Genomic DNA, 13,887 nt, shown 5'->3' with positions numbered 1-13,887 from the left:
TGTTGCCCGAATACGGCCTTTGCGCCAATGCGGCCTGTTAAAATCGCTCATTCAACCCCTGCCAGCGCCGACGCCCGTGACCAACACCCCGTCTTCCGCCCCTTCCCCCCTCACCTACCGTGACGCGGGGGTCGACATCGACGCCGGCAACGCGCTGGTCGAGCGGATCAAGCCCCTGGTCAAGCGCAGCTTCCGCCCGGAAGTGATGGGCGGCCTGGGCGGCTTCGGCGCCCTGTTCGACCTGTCCAACAAGTACCGCGAGCCGGTGCTGGTGTCGGGTACCGATGGTGTGGGCACCAAGCTGAAGCTGGCCCACCAGCTGAACCGCCACGATACGATCGGCATCGACCTGGTCGCCATGTGCGTGAACGACGTGCTGGTGCAGGGTGCCGAGCCGCTTTTCTTCCTGGACTACTTCGCCACCGGCAAGCTGGACATCGACACCGCCGCAGCGGTCGTGGGCGGCATCGCCAACGGCTGCACCGAGGCCGGCTGCGCGCTGATCGGCGGCGAAACCGCTGAGATGCCCGACATGTATGCCCCGGGCGAGTACGACCTGGCCGGCTTCACGGTCGCCGCGGTCGAGAAGAGCGAGCTGAAGGACGGCGCCAGCGTGGCCGCCGGCGACGTGCTGATCGGCATCGCCTCGTCCGGCCCGCACTCCAACGGCTACTCGCTGGTGCGCCGCATCTACGACCGCGCCGGCCGCCCGGCCGACCTGGAGCTGGAGGGCGGCGTGAAGCTGGTCGACGCGCTGATGGCACCGACCCGCCTGTACGTGAAGCCGATCCTGGCACTGCTGAAGTCGCACGGCGAGGCCATCCACGGCATGGCCCACATCACCGGTGGCGGCCTGACCGAGAACATCATCCGCGTGGTGCCCGACGGCCTCGGCCTGGACATCCAGGCATCGTCCTGGACCCTGCCGCCGGTGTTCCAGTGGCTGCAGAAGGAAGGCGCCGTGGCCGACAGCGAGATGTGGCGCACCTTCAACTGCGGCATCGGCTTCGTGCTGATCGTGGCAGCCGACCAGGTCGCCGCCGTGTCCGAGGCGGTCAAGGCGCAGGGCCTGGACCACTGGACCATCGGCCAGGTGGTCACTGCTGAAGGCGCCGAGCGCGTCCACATCGGCTGAACCCGGCCCCGAGGAGCCCGCATGGACGCAATGCCCCCGCTGCCCCCTACCCCCGTGCCGCCGCCAACGACGGCGGTACCGGCGTTCAGCCCCCAGGACGCCGACCACCTGCGCATGCTGTCAATCGCGCACTACGTGGTCGGCGGCCTGATCGCGCTGTTCTCGCTGATCTTCATCGTCCACATCGTGCTCGGCGTCACCGCGCTCACCGGCAACCTGCCGATGAACTCCGGCGGCCAGCCCTCGTCGCCGGCCGAACAGCGCGTGTTCGGCTGGATGTTCGTCGTGATCGGCTGTGTCATCGTGTTCGGTGGCGTCACCCTGGGCGCGTTCGTGGCCTACGCCGGCCGTTGCCTGGCCCGCCGCCGCCGCTACCTGCTGTGCCTGATCGTGGCCGGGCTGGCCTGTCTGTTCACGCCGATCGGTACCGTGCTGGGAGTACTCAGCCTGATCACGCTGCTGCGTCCGCAGGTCAAGGCCGCGTTCGACACAGCGGGCACGGCGGCATGACGAGCCCGGGCGCACCGCCGCCGCTGCCGCAGCAGACCCTGGCGCACCTTCAGCTGGGCAGCCACCTGCAGACGCTGAAGGTGCTGTTCTACGCGCTGGCGGTTTTCCACTGGATGGCCGCGCTGGCCTTCCTCGGTTTCATCGGCCTGGTTGCCAGCTCGCGCGGGCTGAACGATGGCGCGGTACTGGCCACCGTGTACGGCGTCGTTTCAGCGCTGGCTGCCGCGCTGGGCTTCGTGCAGCTGCACACCGCGCGCCTGCTGTCGCGCCGCACCGGGCTGGCCTGGTGCCAGCGCGCGGCCTGGCTGGCGGTGCTGGCCGGCCCGCTGGGCATGGCCCTGACCGCCTATGCCTGGGTGTTCCTGTCCAAGCCTGACATGGCCGCCCTGTTCGACTGCGGCGACCATCTCCGCGTCTGAACTTGCCGGCAGACGCCCCGCCCTTTCCTGATCGACTTCCCATGTCCGCGCCTGCCCTCCCCACGACCGCTTCGCCCAGCGCCTTCCGTTTCTCGCGCCCCAAGAAGCTGGCCTTCGCTGCCGTACTGGCGGTATTCGCGGTCAGCTGGATCCAGCCGCTGTGGCCCACCGAGCAGGCGCTGCACAGCACGCTGACCGTGATCGGCCTGGGCGCCCTGCTGTGGGTCGACCGCCGGGGTGGCTGGCTGGGCAACGGTGCCTTCATCGCGATCTGCGGCTTCATCGCGCTGCACTGTGTGGCCGCCCGCTGGCTGTACTCGAACGTTCCCTACGACGCGTGGACGCAGGCGCTGATCGGCTGGTCGCCGAATGCGGCGTTCGGCTGGCAGCGCAATCATTTCGACCGCCTCATCCACTTCCTGTTCGGCGTCTGTTTCACGCCGGCACTGCTGCAGCTGGCACGTCACGCCTGGCCGGCGCTGCGCCGCGGCCAGGCCTTCACCCTGGCGGTGATGACGGTGATGTGCGCCAGCCTGGTCTACGAGTGGTTCGAATGGGCCATCGCGCTCGCCCTGTCGCCGGACGCCGCCGAGGCCTACAACGGGCAGCAGGGCGACATGTGGGACGCCCATGCCGACATGCTGATGGCCACCGTGGGCAGCCTGCTGACCTGGCCGCTGATCCGCCGGAGTACCCCGCAATGACCGCGCCCACCCGCATTGCCGTGCTTGCCTCCGGCCGCGGCAGCAACCTGCAGGCCATCCTCGATGCCATCGCTGCGGGACGCCTGCGCGCCGAGGTCGTCGGCGTATTTTCCGACCGCCCGGCCGCCGCCGCGCTGCAGCGGGTCAGCGCCAACCTGCGCTGGGCGCATGCGCCGAAGGAATTCCAGGACCGCGCCGCCTACGAGCAGGCACTGGGCGACGCACTGGCCGCGGTCGCACCGGACTGGATCGTCTGCGCCGGCTACATGCGCATACTCGGCGCCGCCTTCGTGCAGCGCTTCAATGGCCGCCTGGTCAACATCCACCCGTCGCTGCTGCCGCTGCACAAGGGGCTGGACACGCATGCGCGGGCACTGGATGCAGGCGATGCCGAGCACGGTGCCAGCGTGCACCTGGTCGTACCCGAGCTGGACGCCGGCGCCGTGCTGGCCCAGGTGCGGGTACCGGTGCTGCCCGGCGATGACGCCGACACGCTGGCCGCGCGTGTGCTGGCGGTGGAGCATCCCCTGCTGATCGCCACGCTGCAGCTGCTGTGCGCCGGCCGCCTGACTGAACGGGAGGGCCAGCCGCAACTGGACGGTCACCCCCTGTTTAGCCCGCTGGCCCTAGATTCCGCCGGGAACCTGAACCGGTAACGCCCACGCACACGCCCCGCTGACTGCGGGGCTGGCATCCTGCCCACCTCCTGCGGCTCCTCTCTTCCATGAAGACCACGACCCTGCTGTCCACTTCGCTGCTGCTGTCGCTTGTCGTGCTCCCCGGCGTGGGTTGGGGCCAGGCGCAGGCGCCTGCCTCGCCGGCTCCGGCGCCGGTGCCAGCGGTGCAACCGCCGGCCGAAGCGGCGGCCCCGGCCCTGCCGGCCTTGGCGTGGGAACCGCCGCCGCTGCAGCCGTTCAGCGCCACCTACCAGGCCTTCTACAAAGGCAAGGAGGCCGGCGACGCCAGCATGCAGGTCACCCATACCGGCGGCAACCAGTGGCGGGTCGACATGCAGGTGGTCGGCCGCCGCGGCTTTGCCAGCGTGCTGGGCCTGAACATCGAGCAGAGCACGGTGTTCGAGGAGCGCGCCGGCGCCTATGCACCGCTGAGCCAGAGCACGGTGCGCAAGGGCCTGTTCCTGGGCAAGAAGGCGGTCGGCACGTACAACTGGCAGGCCGGTACCGCGCAGTGGACCGGCGACGTCGAGAAGAAGCGTGCGCAGCCGATTCCGCTGCAGCCGGGCGACCAGAGCGCCCTGCTGATCAACCTGGCGATCATGCGGGATGCCCGTCCGGGTGCCACCATGCACTACCGCTACGTGGACATGGGCAAGGTCCGCCAGCACGACTACCAGGCCGCGCCGCAAACCGAGAACGTCGAGGTCGGCGACCTGTCCTACAACGCGCTGCGGGTCTACCGGACCAACGGCGGCAACAACGAAACCATCCTCTGGATCGCCAACGGTGTCCCCACCCCGGTGCGCATCCTGCAACGCGAAGACGGCGAAGACCGCGTCGATCTGCGCCTGATCGAATACCAAGGAGTCTGAGCATGAGCACCCTGACCCGCCCCCTCACCTGGATCGCTGCAGCCGCGCTGTCGGTGGCCAGCCTGCCGGCCATGGCCCTGCAGCCGTTCAAGGCCGATTACCTGGCCAGCTACATGGGCATGCAGGCCAATGGCAGCATGACGCTGAGCAGCGAGGGTGCCAACAAGTGGCGCTACACGCTGCAGGTGAAGAACCAGCTGGCCGACCTGAGCCAGAGCACCGTGTTCGAAGAAGTGCGCGGCCAGCTGCGCCCGCTCAGCAGCCAGGACCGTTCGGCGCTGCTGGTGAAGAAGCGCAACGTGCAGGCCAACTACAACTGGACCAGCAACCAGGCCACCTGGACCGGCGACATCAAGCCGGACCGCGCTGGACCTATCGCACTGAAATCCGGTGACATGGACGCGCTGCTGATCAACCTGGCGATCGCCCGTGACCTCGCCGCCGGCAAGCCGCTGACCTATCGCATGGTCGACGAAGGCCGCATCAAGAACATGACCTACCGCGTCATCGGCAAGGAGTCGATCACCGTGGGCGGCAAGAGCTACGAAGCGACCAAGGTCTCGCGTGCCGACGGCAACAAGGAGCTGATCGCCTGGATCGTGCCGGAGTTCCCGGTGCCGGCGCGCATGCTGCAGCGGGAGAACGACCGCGATGCACTGGACCTGACCATCAAGGCGATGAACTGAGTGCCGGGGTCGGATCCCATCCCCTCGGGGATGGGCTCTGACCCCGGTTGTGTGGCTGGGGTCGGAGCCCTTTCCGATGGAAAGGGGTCCGACCCCGGGCCCCGCGAAAAGAAAACGCCCGCTTTCGCGGGCGTTTTTCTTACTTCTTTTCTTCGGCCGCCGCCGGCTTGAACTCGGTACGGCAGTCCACGCGGATCTGCTCGCCGGTGCTGCGCCAGACGAAGGTGCGGCAATGGCGGTTGCCGTCCTGGCTGTCATTCACCGCAACCGCATAGAACGACTCGATGATCTCGTCGCGCGAGACCGTGCCATCGCCATTCCAGTCCATGTCCTTCTGCTCGATGCCCTGGGTGATGGCGATGTTGGCGTACCAGGCGTAGCCCAGCCACGCCAGCACGATCAGCACCAGCGCCAGCAGCGCCTTGCGACGCGGGCTGAACTTGCCGCGCAGGATCATGGCACGCGCCGGATGGTGGCACCGAGCGAAGACAGCTTCTCTTCGATGTTCTCGTAGCCACGGTCAAGGTGGTAGATGCGGTCGATGGTGGTCTCGCCGCTGGCCATCAGGCCGGCCAGGATCAGCGAGGCCGAGGCACGCAGGTCGGTGGCCATCACCGGTGCGCCACTCAGGTGCTCGCTGCCCCGCACGATGGCGGTGTGGCCTTCGACCTGGATGTCCGCGCCCAGGCGCAGCAACTCGTTGACGTGCATGAAACGGTTTTCGAAGATCGTTTCGTTGATCACGCCGACGCCGTCGGCCACGCAGTTGAGCGCCATGAACTGCGCCTGCATGTCGGTCGGGAACGCCGGGTACGGTGCGGTGGTCAGGTTGACCGCCTTCGGCCGCTTGCCCTGCATGTCCAGGGTGATGGTGTCGTCGGTGGTCTCGATCTTCGCACCGGCTTCGACCAGCTTGGACAGCACCGCGTCCATGGTGTTCGGGCGCGCACGGTTGACCGTGACCTTGCCGCCGGTCATCGCCGCAGCCACCAGGAAGGTGCCGGTCTCGATGCGGTCGGGCAGCACTTCATGGCGGCCGCCGGACAGGCGCTCGACGCCTTCGATGACCAGGCGGGCAGTGCCCAGGCCTTCGATCTTCGCGCCCAGCGCGATCAGGCAATGCGCCAGATCGGTCACTTCCGGTTCCATCGCACAGTTGTCGAGGATGGTGGTGCCTTCGGCCAGCACCGCGCCCATCAGCACGTTCTCGGTGCCGGTAACGCTGACCATGTCGAAGGTGAAATGGCCGCCCTTCAGGCGCTTGGCCGTGGCCTTGATGAAGCCGTTCTCGACCACGATCTCGGCGCCCAGCGCCTGCAGGCCCTTGATGTGCTGGTCGACCGGACGCGAGCCGATCGCGCAGCCGCCGGGCAGCGACACTTCCGCCGCGCCGAAGCGGGCCAGCAGCGGGCCCAGCACCAGGATCGAGGCGCGCATGGTCTTGACCAGCTCGTACGGGGCGACATGCTGGTTGACCGGACGCGGGTCGACCACGATCGCACTGCCGCGCGACAGCGTGCCCTGGTCGATGGTGACCTTGGCACCCAGTTCACCCAGCAGCTTCACCGTGGTGACCACATCGTGCAGGTGCGGCACGTTGGTGATCTCCACCGGCGCATCGGCCAGCAGGGTCGCGCAGAGAATGGGGAGGACGGCGTTCTTGGCGCCGGAGATGCTCACTTCACCGTGCAGCGCAGCGCCGCCGGTCACAACGATCTTGGCCATGTATTCGGGATCTTCTGCGGTTCAGCCGGCTTCGGCCGGGGTCACGGTTTTCAGCGCCAGCGCGTGGATCGCGCCGCCCATCAGGTCGCCCAGGGTGGCATAGACCATCCGGTGGCGGGCCAGCGGCATCTTGCCGGCAAAGGCCTCGCAGACCACGGTCGCTTCGAAATGCACGCCATCGTCGCCCTGCACGTCGGCGCGGGCGCCGGGCAGGCCGGTTTCGATCAGGTTGCGGATGGTGTCGGCGTCCAACGGGCTTTCCTAATAAAATGTGCCTCCATTCTACTTCCGCTGCGTGGCGTCCGCATGGCCGAATCCCTGTTGCCCCCCCGTTCCGTCGACCCTGCCGGCCTGGTCGCCAGCGGCCGCCGCGTCTTCGAGATCGAGCGGCAGGCGCTGGATGCCGTGGCCGACCGCCTCGGCGAGGCCTTCCAGCAGGCTTGCCAGGCGATCCTGGCCAGCCGCGGCCGGGTGGTCGCCACCGGCATGGGCAAGTCCGGGCACATCGCCCGCAAGATCGCCGCTACGCTGGCCTCCACCGGCACTCCCGCGTTCTACGTGCATCCGGGCGAAGCCGGCCATGGTGACCTGGGCATGATCACCGAGGCCGACGTGGTGCTGGCCCTGTCCTATTCGGGCGAATCGGACGAAGTGCTGATGCTGCTGCCGGTGCTCAAGCGCCAGGGCAACGTGCTGATTTCCATGACCGGCCGCCCGCAGTCCAGCCTGGCCACCGCCGCCGATATCCACCTGGACGTCAGCGTGCCGGCCGAGGCCTGCCCGCTGGCGCTGGCGCCGACCTCCAGCACCACCGCCTCGCTGGCGATGGGCGATGCGCTGGCCGTGGCCCTGCTCGACGCACGCGGCTTCACCGCCGACGATTTCGCCCGCTCGCACCCGGCCGGCAGCCTCGGCCGCCGCCTGCTGCTGCACATCACCGACGTCATGCACACCGGGGAGGACCTGCCCAGCGTGGGGGCCGACGCCAGCCTCAGCGAGGCGCTGGTCGAAATGAGCCGCAAGCGGCTGGGCATGACCGCCGTGGTCGATGCCGACGGTGTGCTGATCGGCCTGTTCACCGACGGTGACCTGCGCCGGGCGCTGGACAGCGCGCTGGACGTGCGCACCGCGAAGATCGCCGATGTGATGACCCGCAACCCACGTACCATCGGCGCCGACCAGCTGGCGGTGGAGGCTGCCCGGCTGATGGAGACCCACAAGATCACGGGCCTGATCGTGGTTGACGACCAGGGCCGGGCGGTCGGTGCCCTGAACATTCATGACCTGTTGCGGGCCCGGGTGGTTTAACCGACAGTCCGTAGACCCCATTCAGTCTGTACCGTCCCAACCCGAATCCACCGAGCCTGCCACCCTGATGCCCTGGTCCCCCCTGCCCGCCTTCCCCGCCCACCTGCATGCCGCCGCGGCCCGCGTCCGCCTGGCCTGCTTCGACGTGGACGGCACCCTCACCGACGGTCGGCTGTACTACGACAAGGACGGCAACGAGAGCAAGGCGTACTTCGTGCAGGATGGCCTGGGCCTGAAACTGCTGCAGCAGCACGGCATCCACCCCGTGCTGATCACCGCGCGCAACAGCCAGTCCGCGCTCAGGCGCGGCGCCGACCTCGGCATCGATACCCAGATCGCCGTGGGCGACAAGCTGGCCAGCGTGCAGGCGCTGTGTGCGCAGCACGGCATCGGTCTGGAGCAGGTGGCCTTCATGGGCGACGACCTGCCGGACCTGGCACCGCTGGGCGCGGTCGGCCTGGCGGTGGCGCCGGCCAACGCCCACCCGTGGATCGCCGAGCGCGTGCATTGGCAGACCCGCGCCGACGGCGGACGTGGTGCAGCCCGTGAGCTGTGTGACATCCTGCTGGCCGCGCAGGGTCATGTGGACGCGGTCTTGGCGAGGTTCGGCGCATGAACCTGCCGAGCCTGAACTGGCGCACCCTGCTCGGCATCGGCCTGCTGCTGGCGGCCCTGCTCAGCAGCTGGGCGGCCCTGCGCAACCGCGACAAGGGTCCGGCCACTGCCGGCCAGGATGTCGGCGTGGACTACGTCCTGCACGACTTCCAGGTCGTCGCCCTGGATGAGCACGGCAAGGAATCGACCACCCTGCGCGCACCGTTGCTGGAGCGCCAGCGTGGCGACCAGACCATCAACATCGCCACGCCGCTGTTCGAGATGCCGGACAAGGATGGCAAGCACTGGACCCTGCGTGCCGAGACGGGCTGGCTCAGCGCCAAGGGCGACCAGATGAAGCTGCGCGGCAATGTCGCCGGCGACAGCCCGGCCGATCCGGGCGTGGTGCCGACCACCTTCCGCACCGACCACCTGGACGTGTTCCCGAAGGAGAACCGTGCCCGCACCGATGCGCTGGTCACCATGACCCGCCCCGGCATGGAACAGTCCGGCGTTGGCTTCGAGGTGGATTCGAAGAACAACACGTATCATTTCCTCAGCCAGTCCAAGGGCCGTTACACGCCCCGACGCTGATTCCGCCGCCCTCCTGCGACGTCCCCGGACAGGCGCAAGGCAGGCAGCCCACCCATCCGCCCCCGGTTTCCCGGGCGGCCCCACCGGTAGAACGGACCCCGATGAAGATTCCCTTTGCAGCCGTACTCGCGCTCGGTCTCCTTGTTCCCAGCGCTGCCTTTGCCAAGTCCACCGACCGCAACGAGAACATGAACATCGACTCCGGCGCGCAGTCGGGCGTGCTCACCGGCGATGGCAAGACCGTGCTCTCGCAGGGCGTGACCGTCACCCAGGGCTCGCTGGACATCCGCTCGTCCGAAGCCGAGATCTACCTGAAGGACGGCGAGGCCGTGCGTGCGGTGTTCACCGGCAAGCAGGCCACGATGAAGCAGCAGCTCGACGATGGCACCTGGATGGACGCGGTGGCTGATCGCATCGACTACGACATCAAGACCGAGATCATCACCCTGACCGGCAACTACAAGGTCACCAGCGCGCGCGGCACCAATGCCGGCCAGCGCATGGTCTACAACACCCGTAGCGGCGAAATGAATTCCGGTGGCGATGGCAGCCGCGTGCGCACCGTCATTCCGCCGAAGAACAAGAACGCGGCGGCACAGCCGGCGGCCACGCCCAAGGCGGCGGCGCCGGCCAGCACGTCGGCCAAGCCGGCCGGGAGCAAGAAGTAATGCTCGTCGCCAAGGGCCTGCGCAAGCGCTACAAGCAGCGCGAAGTCGTCAAGGACTTCGGGCTGACCCTCGACGCCGGTGAAGTGGTGGGCCTGCTCGGCCCCAACGGTGCCGGCAAGACCACCTGCTTCTACATGATCGTCGGCCTGGTCGCCGCCGATGCCGGCAGCATCGTGCTCGACGGCAAGGACATCACCAGCGATCCGATGTACACCCGTGCCAAGCAGGGCGTGGGCTACCTGCCGCAGGAGCCGTCGGTGTTCCGCAAGCTGACGGTGGCCGACAACCTCCGCCTGGTACTGGAGCTTCGCGAAGACCTGGATTCGGCCGGCCGCGAACGCGAATTGAACAGCCTGCTCGACGAATTGCAGCTGGGCCATGTGGCCGACCAGCTCGGCGCCAGCCTGTCCGGTGGCGAACGTCGTCGCTGCGAGATCGCCCGCGCACTGGCCGCGCAGCCGCGCCTGATCCTGCTCGACGAACCGTTTGCCGGTGTCGACCCGATCTCGGTGGGTGAAATCCAGCGCATCGTCACCCATCTCAAGCAGCGTGGCATCGGCGTGCTGATCACCGACCACAACGTGCGCGAGACCTTGGGAATCTGCGACCGCGCGTATATCCTCGCCGAGGGCACCGTGCTGGCCCAGGGCTCGCCGGAGGCGATCCTGGACAACGCCGACGTACGTCGCGTCTACCTTGGGGATTCCTTCAAGCTGTGACCGCAGGCGCCGGGTCCCTTTCCTTCCGTTCGGCACAGGCATGAAGACTCGGCTGCAGACATCGTTGGGACAACAGCTGGTGCTCACGCCCCAGCTGCAGCAGGCGATCAAGCTGCTGCAGATGTCCACGACCGAGCTGGAGCTTGAAATCGCCCAGGCCGTGGAGAGCAATCCGCTGCTGGACTGGGCCGACAGCAACGACAGCAGTGCCGCCAATGAGGCCAGCGACAGCACCGATGCCGACGCGCCCGCCGAACGCACCGACAACGGCGACGACTGGGCGCCGGCCGAACTCGACTGGAGTGCCGCCGGCAGTGGTGGCAGCTTCGACGATGACGATGACACCGGCAGTGCCGCCGAGCGCGTGGCGGAAACCGAAACGCTGGCCGACCACCTGCTGTGGCAGCTGCACCTGTCGCATCTTTCCACGCATGACCGCAGCATCGGCGCTGCACTGATCGATGCGCTGGACGACGATGGTTACCTGCGCGAACCGCTGGCCACCATCGCCGAAACCCTGCTGCCGGCGGTCCATGCCGGTGAGGATGAAATCCTCGCGGTGCTGCATCGCATCCAGCGTTTCGACCCGGTCGGCGTTGCCGCGCGCACGCTCGGCGAGTGCCTGCAGCTGCAGCTGGACGTGTTGCCTGCCGACACGCCGGGGCTGGCGCTGGCGCGACAGATTGCCGCAGGCCCGCTGGAACGGCTGCCGCGCAGTGGCGTCTCCGGGCTGGCGCATGAACTGAAACAGCCGCTGGACGAGGTCGAGACGGCGGTCGCGCTGCTGCGCTCGCTGGACCCGCGTCCGGGCACGCAGATCGCGCCGCTGTCGCAGGACACCTATGTGGTGCCCGACGTGGTGGTGTGGCGGCAGAACGGCATCTGGCGCGCAGCGCTGGCGGCCCATGCCGGGCCGAAGGTGGTGATCCACCGTGGCTACGAACAGCTGATCCGCCGCTGTGGCGAGGCCGACGCCGGCTACCTGCGCGGCCAGCTGCAGGAGGCGCGCTGGCTGCTGAAGGGCCTGCAGCAGCGCGGCGAAACCCTGCTGCGGGTGGTGCGCAGCCTGATCCTGCAACAGGCCGGCTTCCTCGAATTCGGCGAGCAGGCGCTGCGCCCGCTGACCCTGCGCGAGATCGCCGCCGAGCTGGGCCTGCACGAATCCACGGTGTCGCGCGCGATCGCCCGCAAGCACGTGCGCACGCCGCGCGGCACCCTGCCGCTGCGCGCCTTCTTCGCCTCGGGCATCGATACCGAAGGCGGTGGCGAGGCGTCCAGCACGGCCATCCAGGCGATGATCCGCCGCCTGATCGACGACGAGAACCCGCGCAAGCCGCTTTCTGACGCCAAGCTGGCTGACCTGCTCAAATCGTCGGGAATTCCAGTAGCGCGACGCACCGTGGCGAAGTATCGTGAAGCCATGAACATTTCCGCCTCGCACGAAAGGGTCAGAATCGCTTGACGCGCCGCCGCGCCCGGCGGAGAGGTTCATTGGCACATCCGAACACAGGAGAAACCCGATGCGCATCGAAACGTTTGGCAAAGACGTCGAAGTCACCCCGGCCCTGCAGTCCTATGTAGAGGAGAAGCTGGCCCGGATCGGAAAACACTTCGACCAGCACTGCGAAGCGCGGGTGACCCTCAAGCTGCAGAAGACCGAACACCACGTCGACGCCAGCCTCAACATTCCGGGGCAGACCCTGCACGCCGAGGCCGGCGGCCAGACCATGTATGCCGCGATCGACCTGCTTGCGGACAAGCTTGACCGCCTGGTCATCAAGCACAAGGAGAAAAAACAGCAGCACGCACCGCTGCCGGTGGGCGACAATGGTGGCTGATCGCCACCGTTCCCCGCAGACATGCCCCTGACTGACCTCCTGGCGGCCGTGCAGACCCAGCTCTGCACGGCCACCGACCGTGACAGCGTCCTGCAGGCCGCCGCCGGGTTGCTGGCCTGCCGCCAGGCCAACGCCGAACAGATCTATCTGAACCTGTGCCAGCGCGAAGCCCTGGGCAGCACCGCGATCGGCCACGGCATCGCCATCCCCCACGGCCGCGCGCCGACCCTGGACCGCCCCCGTGGCGCCCTGCTGCGACTGGCGACCCCGGTCGATTTCGGCGGCGACGAACCGGTGGACCTGGTGTTCGCGATGGCCGTCCCCGCCCACTACACCCACCAGCACCTGATGCTGCTGTCCGAGCTGGCCGAGCTGTTTTCCGCACCGGACATCCGCCAGGCTCTGCGCGAAGCCGGCGATGCCCGGGCGCTGCGCGAGGCGCTGGACATGACCCCACCTGCGAGTGCCGCATGAATACCAGCATCACCGCCCGTGAACTGTTCGAACAGCAGCGCGAGCGGCTGGGGCTGCGCTGGGCCGCTGGCAAATCCGGTGAGAAACGCGAGCTGGAGGCCGGCAACACGGTCTCGCGGCGTCCGTCGCTGGCCGGCTACCTCAATGCGATCTATCCCAACAAGGTGCAGATCCTGGGCACCGAGGAACTGTCCTGGCTGGACGCGCTGGAACCCCGCCAGCGTTGGGAGACCATCGAGAAGATCATGCAGTCGCATCCGCTGGCGCTGGTGCTGACCCGCAACCAGGCGTGCCCGGAAGACCTGCGCGCGGCCGCCGATGAATCCGGCACACCGCTGTGGCTGTCGCCCAAGCGCGGCCACGAACTGCTCAACCACCTGTCCTACCACCTGGCGCGCACGCTGGCGCCGCGGGTGATCCTGCATGGCGTGTTCATGGAGATCTATTCCATCGGCGTGCTGATCACCGGTGAGGCCGGGTCGGGCAAGAGCGAGCTGGCGCTGGAGCTGCTAAGCCGCGGCCATCGCCTGGTAGCCGACGATGCGCCCGAATTCACCCAGATCGCCCCGGACGTGCTCGACGGCACCTGCCCCGAACTGCTGCAGGACCTGCTGGAAGTGCGCGGCCTGGGCGTGCTGAATGTGCGCGAGATGTTCGGCGACACGGCTGTAAAGAAGAACAAGTACCTTCGGCTGATCGTCCACCTGACCAAGCCGATGACCGAACCCACCCCGCATGGCTACGAGCGCCTGACCGGCGACTCGGGCACCCGCCATGTGCTGGACCTCGACGTTCCGCTGATCACCCTGCCGGTGATGCCCGGCCGCAACCTGGCCGTGCTGACCGAAGCCGCCACCCGCCTGCACATCCTGCGCACCAAGGGCATTGATCCGGCAGCGATGTTCATCGCCCGCCACAGCAATCTGCTGGAACGGCGAACACCCTGATTCCCCTGCCCCTCGAA

At 68.0% G+C, this 13,887-nt stretch carries 19 protein-coding genes; 16 read left to right on the top strand and 3 right to left on the bottom strand.

What is annotated here, in order from left to right:
• Positions 1-76: 76 nt before the first annotated feature.
• The 7 genes from purM (at position 77) to ACT6SE_RS04165 (ending at position 5,003) form a co-directional block, all read left to right on the top strand.
• On the top strand, positions 77-1,135 hold the full coding sequence (gene purM, locus ACT6SE_RS04195; protein WP_014646244.1) for a phosphoribosylformylglycinamidine cyclo-ligase: 1,059 nt from the start codon (positions 77-79) through the stop codon (positions 1,133-1,135).
• A gap of 21 nt (positions 1,136-1,156) precedes the next feature.
• Entirely contained in the window at positions 1,157-1,645 is a 489-nt protein-coding gene (locus ACT6SE_RS04190; RefSeq protein ID WP_032957615.1) for a hypothetical protein, read from the top strand.
• Positions 1,642-2,064, top strand: coding sequence for a hypothetical protein (locus ACT6SE_RS04185; protein WP_046429313.1), 423 nt, complete (start codon positions 1,642-1,644; stop codon positions 2,062-2,064). Before ACT6SE_RS04190 ends, ACT6SE_RS04185 begins: the two co-directional genes overlap by 4 nt.
• Positions 2,065-2,105: 41 nt before the next feature.
• Positions 2,106-2,768 (top strand): DUF2238 domain-containing protein, encoded by a 663-nt coding sequence (locus ACT6SE_RS04180; protein ID WP_032957613.1) that lies wholly within the window; start codon positions 2,106-2,108, stop codon positions 2,766-2,768.
• The gene (gene purN, locus ACT6SE_RS04175) at positions 2,765-3,424 is read left to right on the top strand and encodes a phosphoribosylglycinamide formyltransferase (protein WP_014646240.1); all 660 of its coding nucleotides are present in this window, start codon (positions 2,765-2,767) and stop codon (positions 3,422-3,424) included. The genes ACT6SE_RS04180 and purN overlap by 4 nt, the downstream gene beginning before the upstream one ends.
• 68 nt (positions 3,425-3,492) lie before the next feature.
• The gene (locus tag ACT6SE_RS04170; protein ID WP_046429311.1) at positions 3,493-4,317 is read left to right on the top strand and encodes a DUF3108 domain-containing protein; all 825 of its coding nucleotides are present in this window, start codon (positions 3,493-3,495) and stop codon (positions 4,315-4,317) included.
• Between the two features lie 2 nt (positions 4,318-4,319).
• The gene (locus tag ACT6SE_RS04165) at positions 4,320-5,003 is read left to right on the top strand and encodes a DUF3108 domain-containing protein (protein ID WP_014036249.1); all 684 of its coding nucleotides are present in this window, start codon (positions 4,320-4,322) and stop codon (positions 5,001-5,003) included.
• A 139-nt stretch (positions 5,004-5,142) separates the two neighbouring features.
• On the opposite strand, the gene ACT6SE_RS04160 is transcribed toward ACT6SE_RS04165, so the two are convergent.
• The 3 genes from ACT6SE_RS04160 to ACT6SE_RS04150 are packed head-to-tail and all read right to left on the bottom strand — an operon-like array spanning position 5,143 to position 6,980.
• Positions 5,143-5,460, bottom strand: a complete 318-nt coding sequence (locus tag ACT6SE_RS04160; RefSeq protein ID WP_032957609.1) for a hypothetical protein — start codon at positions 5,458-5,460, stop codon at positions 5,143-5,145.
• A complete protein-coding gene (murA, locus tag ACT6SE_RS04155) occupies positions 5,457-6,728 on the bottom strand; it encodes a UDP-N-acetylglucosamine 1-carboxyvinyltransferase (protein ID WP_014646237.1) in 1,272 nt (423 codons plus the stop codon). Before murA ends, ACT6SE_RS04160 begins: the two co-directional genes overlap by 4 nt.
• A gap of 21 nt (positions 6,729-6,749) precedes the next feature.
• Complete coding sequence (locus ACT6SE_RS04150; RefSeq protein WP_005408396.1) at positions 6,750-6,980, bottom strand: BolA family protein; 231 nt, start codon at positions 6,978-6,980, stop codon at positions 6,750-6,752.
• Positions 6,981-7,034: 54 nt separating this feature from the next.
• Here ACT6SE_RS04150 and ACT6SE_RS04145 point away from each other — a divergent pair, with 54 nt between their 5' ends.
• The 9 genes from ACT6SE_RS04145 to hprK all read left to right on the top strand — a co-directional run bounded on the left by ACT6SE_RS04145 (position 7,035) and on the right by hprK (position 13,870).
• Complete coding sequence (locus ACT6SE_RS04145; protein ID WP_014646236.1) at positions 7,035-8,036, top strand: KpsF/GutQ family sugar-phosphate isomerase; 1,002 nt, start codon at positions 7,035-7,037, stop codon at positions 8,034-8,036.
• A gap of 67 nt (positions 8,037-8,103) precedes the next feature.
• Entirely contained in the window at positions 8,104-8,652 is a 549-nt protein-coding gene (locus ACT6SE_RS04140; RefSeq protein ID WP_014036245.1) for a KdsC family phosphatase, read from the top strand.
• Complete coding sequence (gene lptC, locus ACT6SE_RS04135) at positions 8,649-9,224, top strand: LPS export ABC transporter periplasmic protein LptC (protein ID WP_014646235.1); 576 nt, start codon at positions 8,649-8,651, stop codon at positions 9,222-9,224. The genes ACT6SE_RS04140 and lptC overlap by 4 nt, the downstream gene beginning before the upstream one ends.
• 101 nt (positions 9,225-9,325) lie before the next feature.
• Positions 9,326-9,892, top strand: a complete 567-nt coding sequence (lptA, locus tag ACT6SE_RS04130; protein WP_032959333.1) for a lipopolysaccharide transport periplasmic protein LptA — start codon at positions 9,326-9,328, stop codon at positions 9,890-9,892.
• Positions 9,892-10,611 (top strand): LPS export ABC transporter ATP-binding protein, encoded by a 720-nt coding sequence (gene lptB, locus ACT6SE_RS04125; protein WP_005415558.1) that lies wholly within the window; start codon positions 9,892-9,894, stop codon positions 10,609-10,611. The genes lptA and lptB overlap by 1 nt, the downstream gene beginning before the upstream one ends.
• A 40-nt stretch (positions 10,612-10,651) precedes the next feature.
• On the top strand, positions 10,652-12,073 hold the full coding sequence (locus tag ACT6SE_RS04120; RefSeq protein ID WP_014646233.1) for an RNA polymerase factor sigma-54: 1,422 nt from the start codon (positions 10,652-10,654) through the stop codon (positions 12,071-12,073).
• 58 nt (positions 12,074-12,131) lie between these two features.
• A complete protein-coding gene (gene hpf / locus ACT6SE_RS04115; protein ID WP_005415556.1) occupies positions 12,132-12,449 on the top strand; it encodes a ribosome hibernation-promoting factor, HPF/YfiA family in 318 nt (105 codons plus the stop codon).
• Positions 12,450-12,470: 21 nt separating this feature from the next.
• On the top strand, positions 12,471-12,923 hold the full coding sequence (locus tag ACT6SE_RS04110) for a PTS sugar transporter subunit IIA (RefSeq protein WP_032130191.1): 453 nt from the start codon (positions 12,471-12,473) through the stop codon (positions 12,921-12,923).
• Entirely contained in the window at positions 12,920-13,870 is a 951-nt protein-coding gene (gene hprK / locus ACT6SE_RS04105; protein WP_005408388.1) for an HPr(Ser) kinase/phosphatase, read from the top strand. Before ACT6SE_RS04110 ends, hprK begins: the two co-directional genes overlap by 4 nt.
• The last annotated feature ends 17 nt before the right edge of the window (positions 13,871-13,887 follow it).

The organism is Stenotrophomonas sp. LC732, from assembly GCF_052446685.1.
GTDB classification, from domain to species: domain Bacteria; phylum Pseudomonadota; class Gammaproteobacteria; order Xanthomonadales; family Xanthomonadaceae; genus Stenotrophomonas; species Stenotrophomonas muris.
Note: the sequence above shows the minus strand (reverse complement) of the source record. Positions and strands in the feature narration are given on the sequence as shown.

Bases quoted from the DNA above. Each gene is read 5' to 3' on its own strand.
- ACT6SE_RS04190 (WP_032957615.1), top strand. From the start codon at position 1,157: ATGGACGCAATGCCCCCGCTGCCCCCTACCCCCGTGCCGCCGCCAACG.
- ACT6SE_RS04185 (WP_046429313.1), top strand. From the start codon at position 1,642: ATGACGAGCCCGGGCGCACCGCCGCCGCTGCCGCAGCAGACCCTGGCG.
- ACT6SE_RS04180 (WP_032957613.1), top strand. From the start codon at position 2,106: ATGTCCGCGCCTGCCCTCCCCACGACCGCTTCGCCCAGCGCCTTCCGT.
- purN (WP_014646240.1), top strand. From the start codon at position 2,765: ATGACCGCGCCCACCCGCATTGCCGTGCTTGCCTCCGGCCGCGGCAGC.
- ACT6SE_RS04170 (WP_046429311.1), top strand. From the start codon at position 3,493: ATGAAGACCACGACCCTGCTGTCCACTTCGCTGCTGCTGTCGCTTGTC.
- ACT6SE_RS04165 (WP_014036249.1), top strand. From the start codon at position 4,320: ATGAGCACCCTGACCCGCCCCCTCACCTGGATCGCTGCAGCCGCGCTG.
- ACT6SE_RS04160 (WP_032957609.1), bottom strand. From the start codon at position 5,460: ATGATCCTGCGCGGCAAGTTCAGCCCGCGTCGCAAGGCGCTGCTGGCG.
- murA (WP_014646237.1), bottom strand. From the start codon at position 6,728: ATGGCCAAGATCGTTGTGACCGGCGGCGCTGCGCTGCACGGTGAAGTG.
- ACT6SE_RS04145 (WP_014646236.1), top strand. From the start codon at position 7,035: ATGGCCGAATCCCTGTTGCCCCCCCGTTCCGTCGACCCTGCCGGCCTG.
- ACT6SE_RS04140 (WP_014036245.1), top strand. From the start codon at position 8,104: ATGCCCTGGTCCCCCCTGCCCGCCTTCCCCGCCCACCTGCATGCCGCC.
- lptC (WP_014646235.1), top strand. From the start codon at position 8,649: ATGAACCTGCCGAGCCTGAACTGGCGCACCCTGCTCGGCATCGGCCTG.
- lptA (WP_032959333.1), top strand. From the start codon at position 9,326: ATGAAGATTCCCTTTGCAGCCGTACTCGCGCTCGGTCTCCTTGTTCCC.
- lptB (WP_005415558.1), top strand. From the start codon at position 9,892: ATGCTCGTCGCCAAGGGCCTGCGCAAGCGCTACAAGCAGCGCGAAGTC.
- ACT6SE_RS04120 (WP_014646233.1), top strand. From the start codon at position 10,652: ATGAAGACTCGGCTGCAGACATCGTTGGGACAACAGCTGGTGCTCACG.
- hpf (WP_005415556.1), top strand. From the start codon at position 12,132: ATGCGCATCGAAACGTTTGGCAAAGACGTCGAAGTCACCCCGGCCCTG.
- ACT6SE_RS04110 (WP_032130191.1), top strand. From the start codon at position 12,471: ATGCCCCTGACTGACCTCCTGGCGGCCGTGCAGACCCAGCTCTGCACG.
- hprK (WP_005408388.1), top strand. From the start codon at position 12,920: ATGAATACCAGCATCACCGCCCGTGAACTGTTCGAACAGCAGCGCGAG.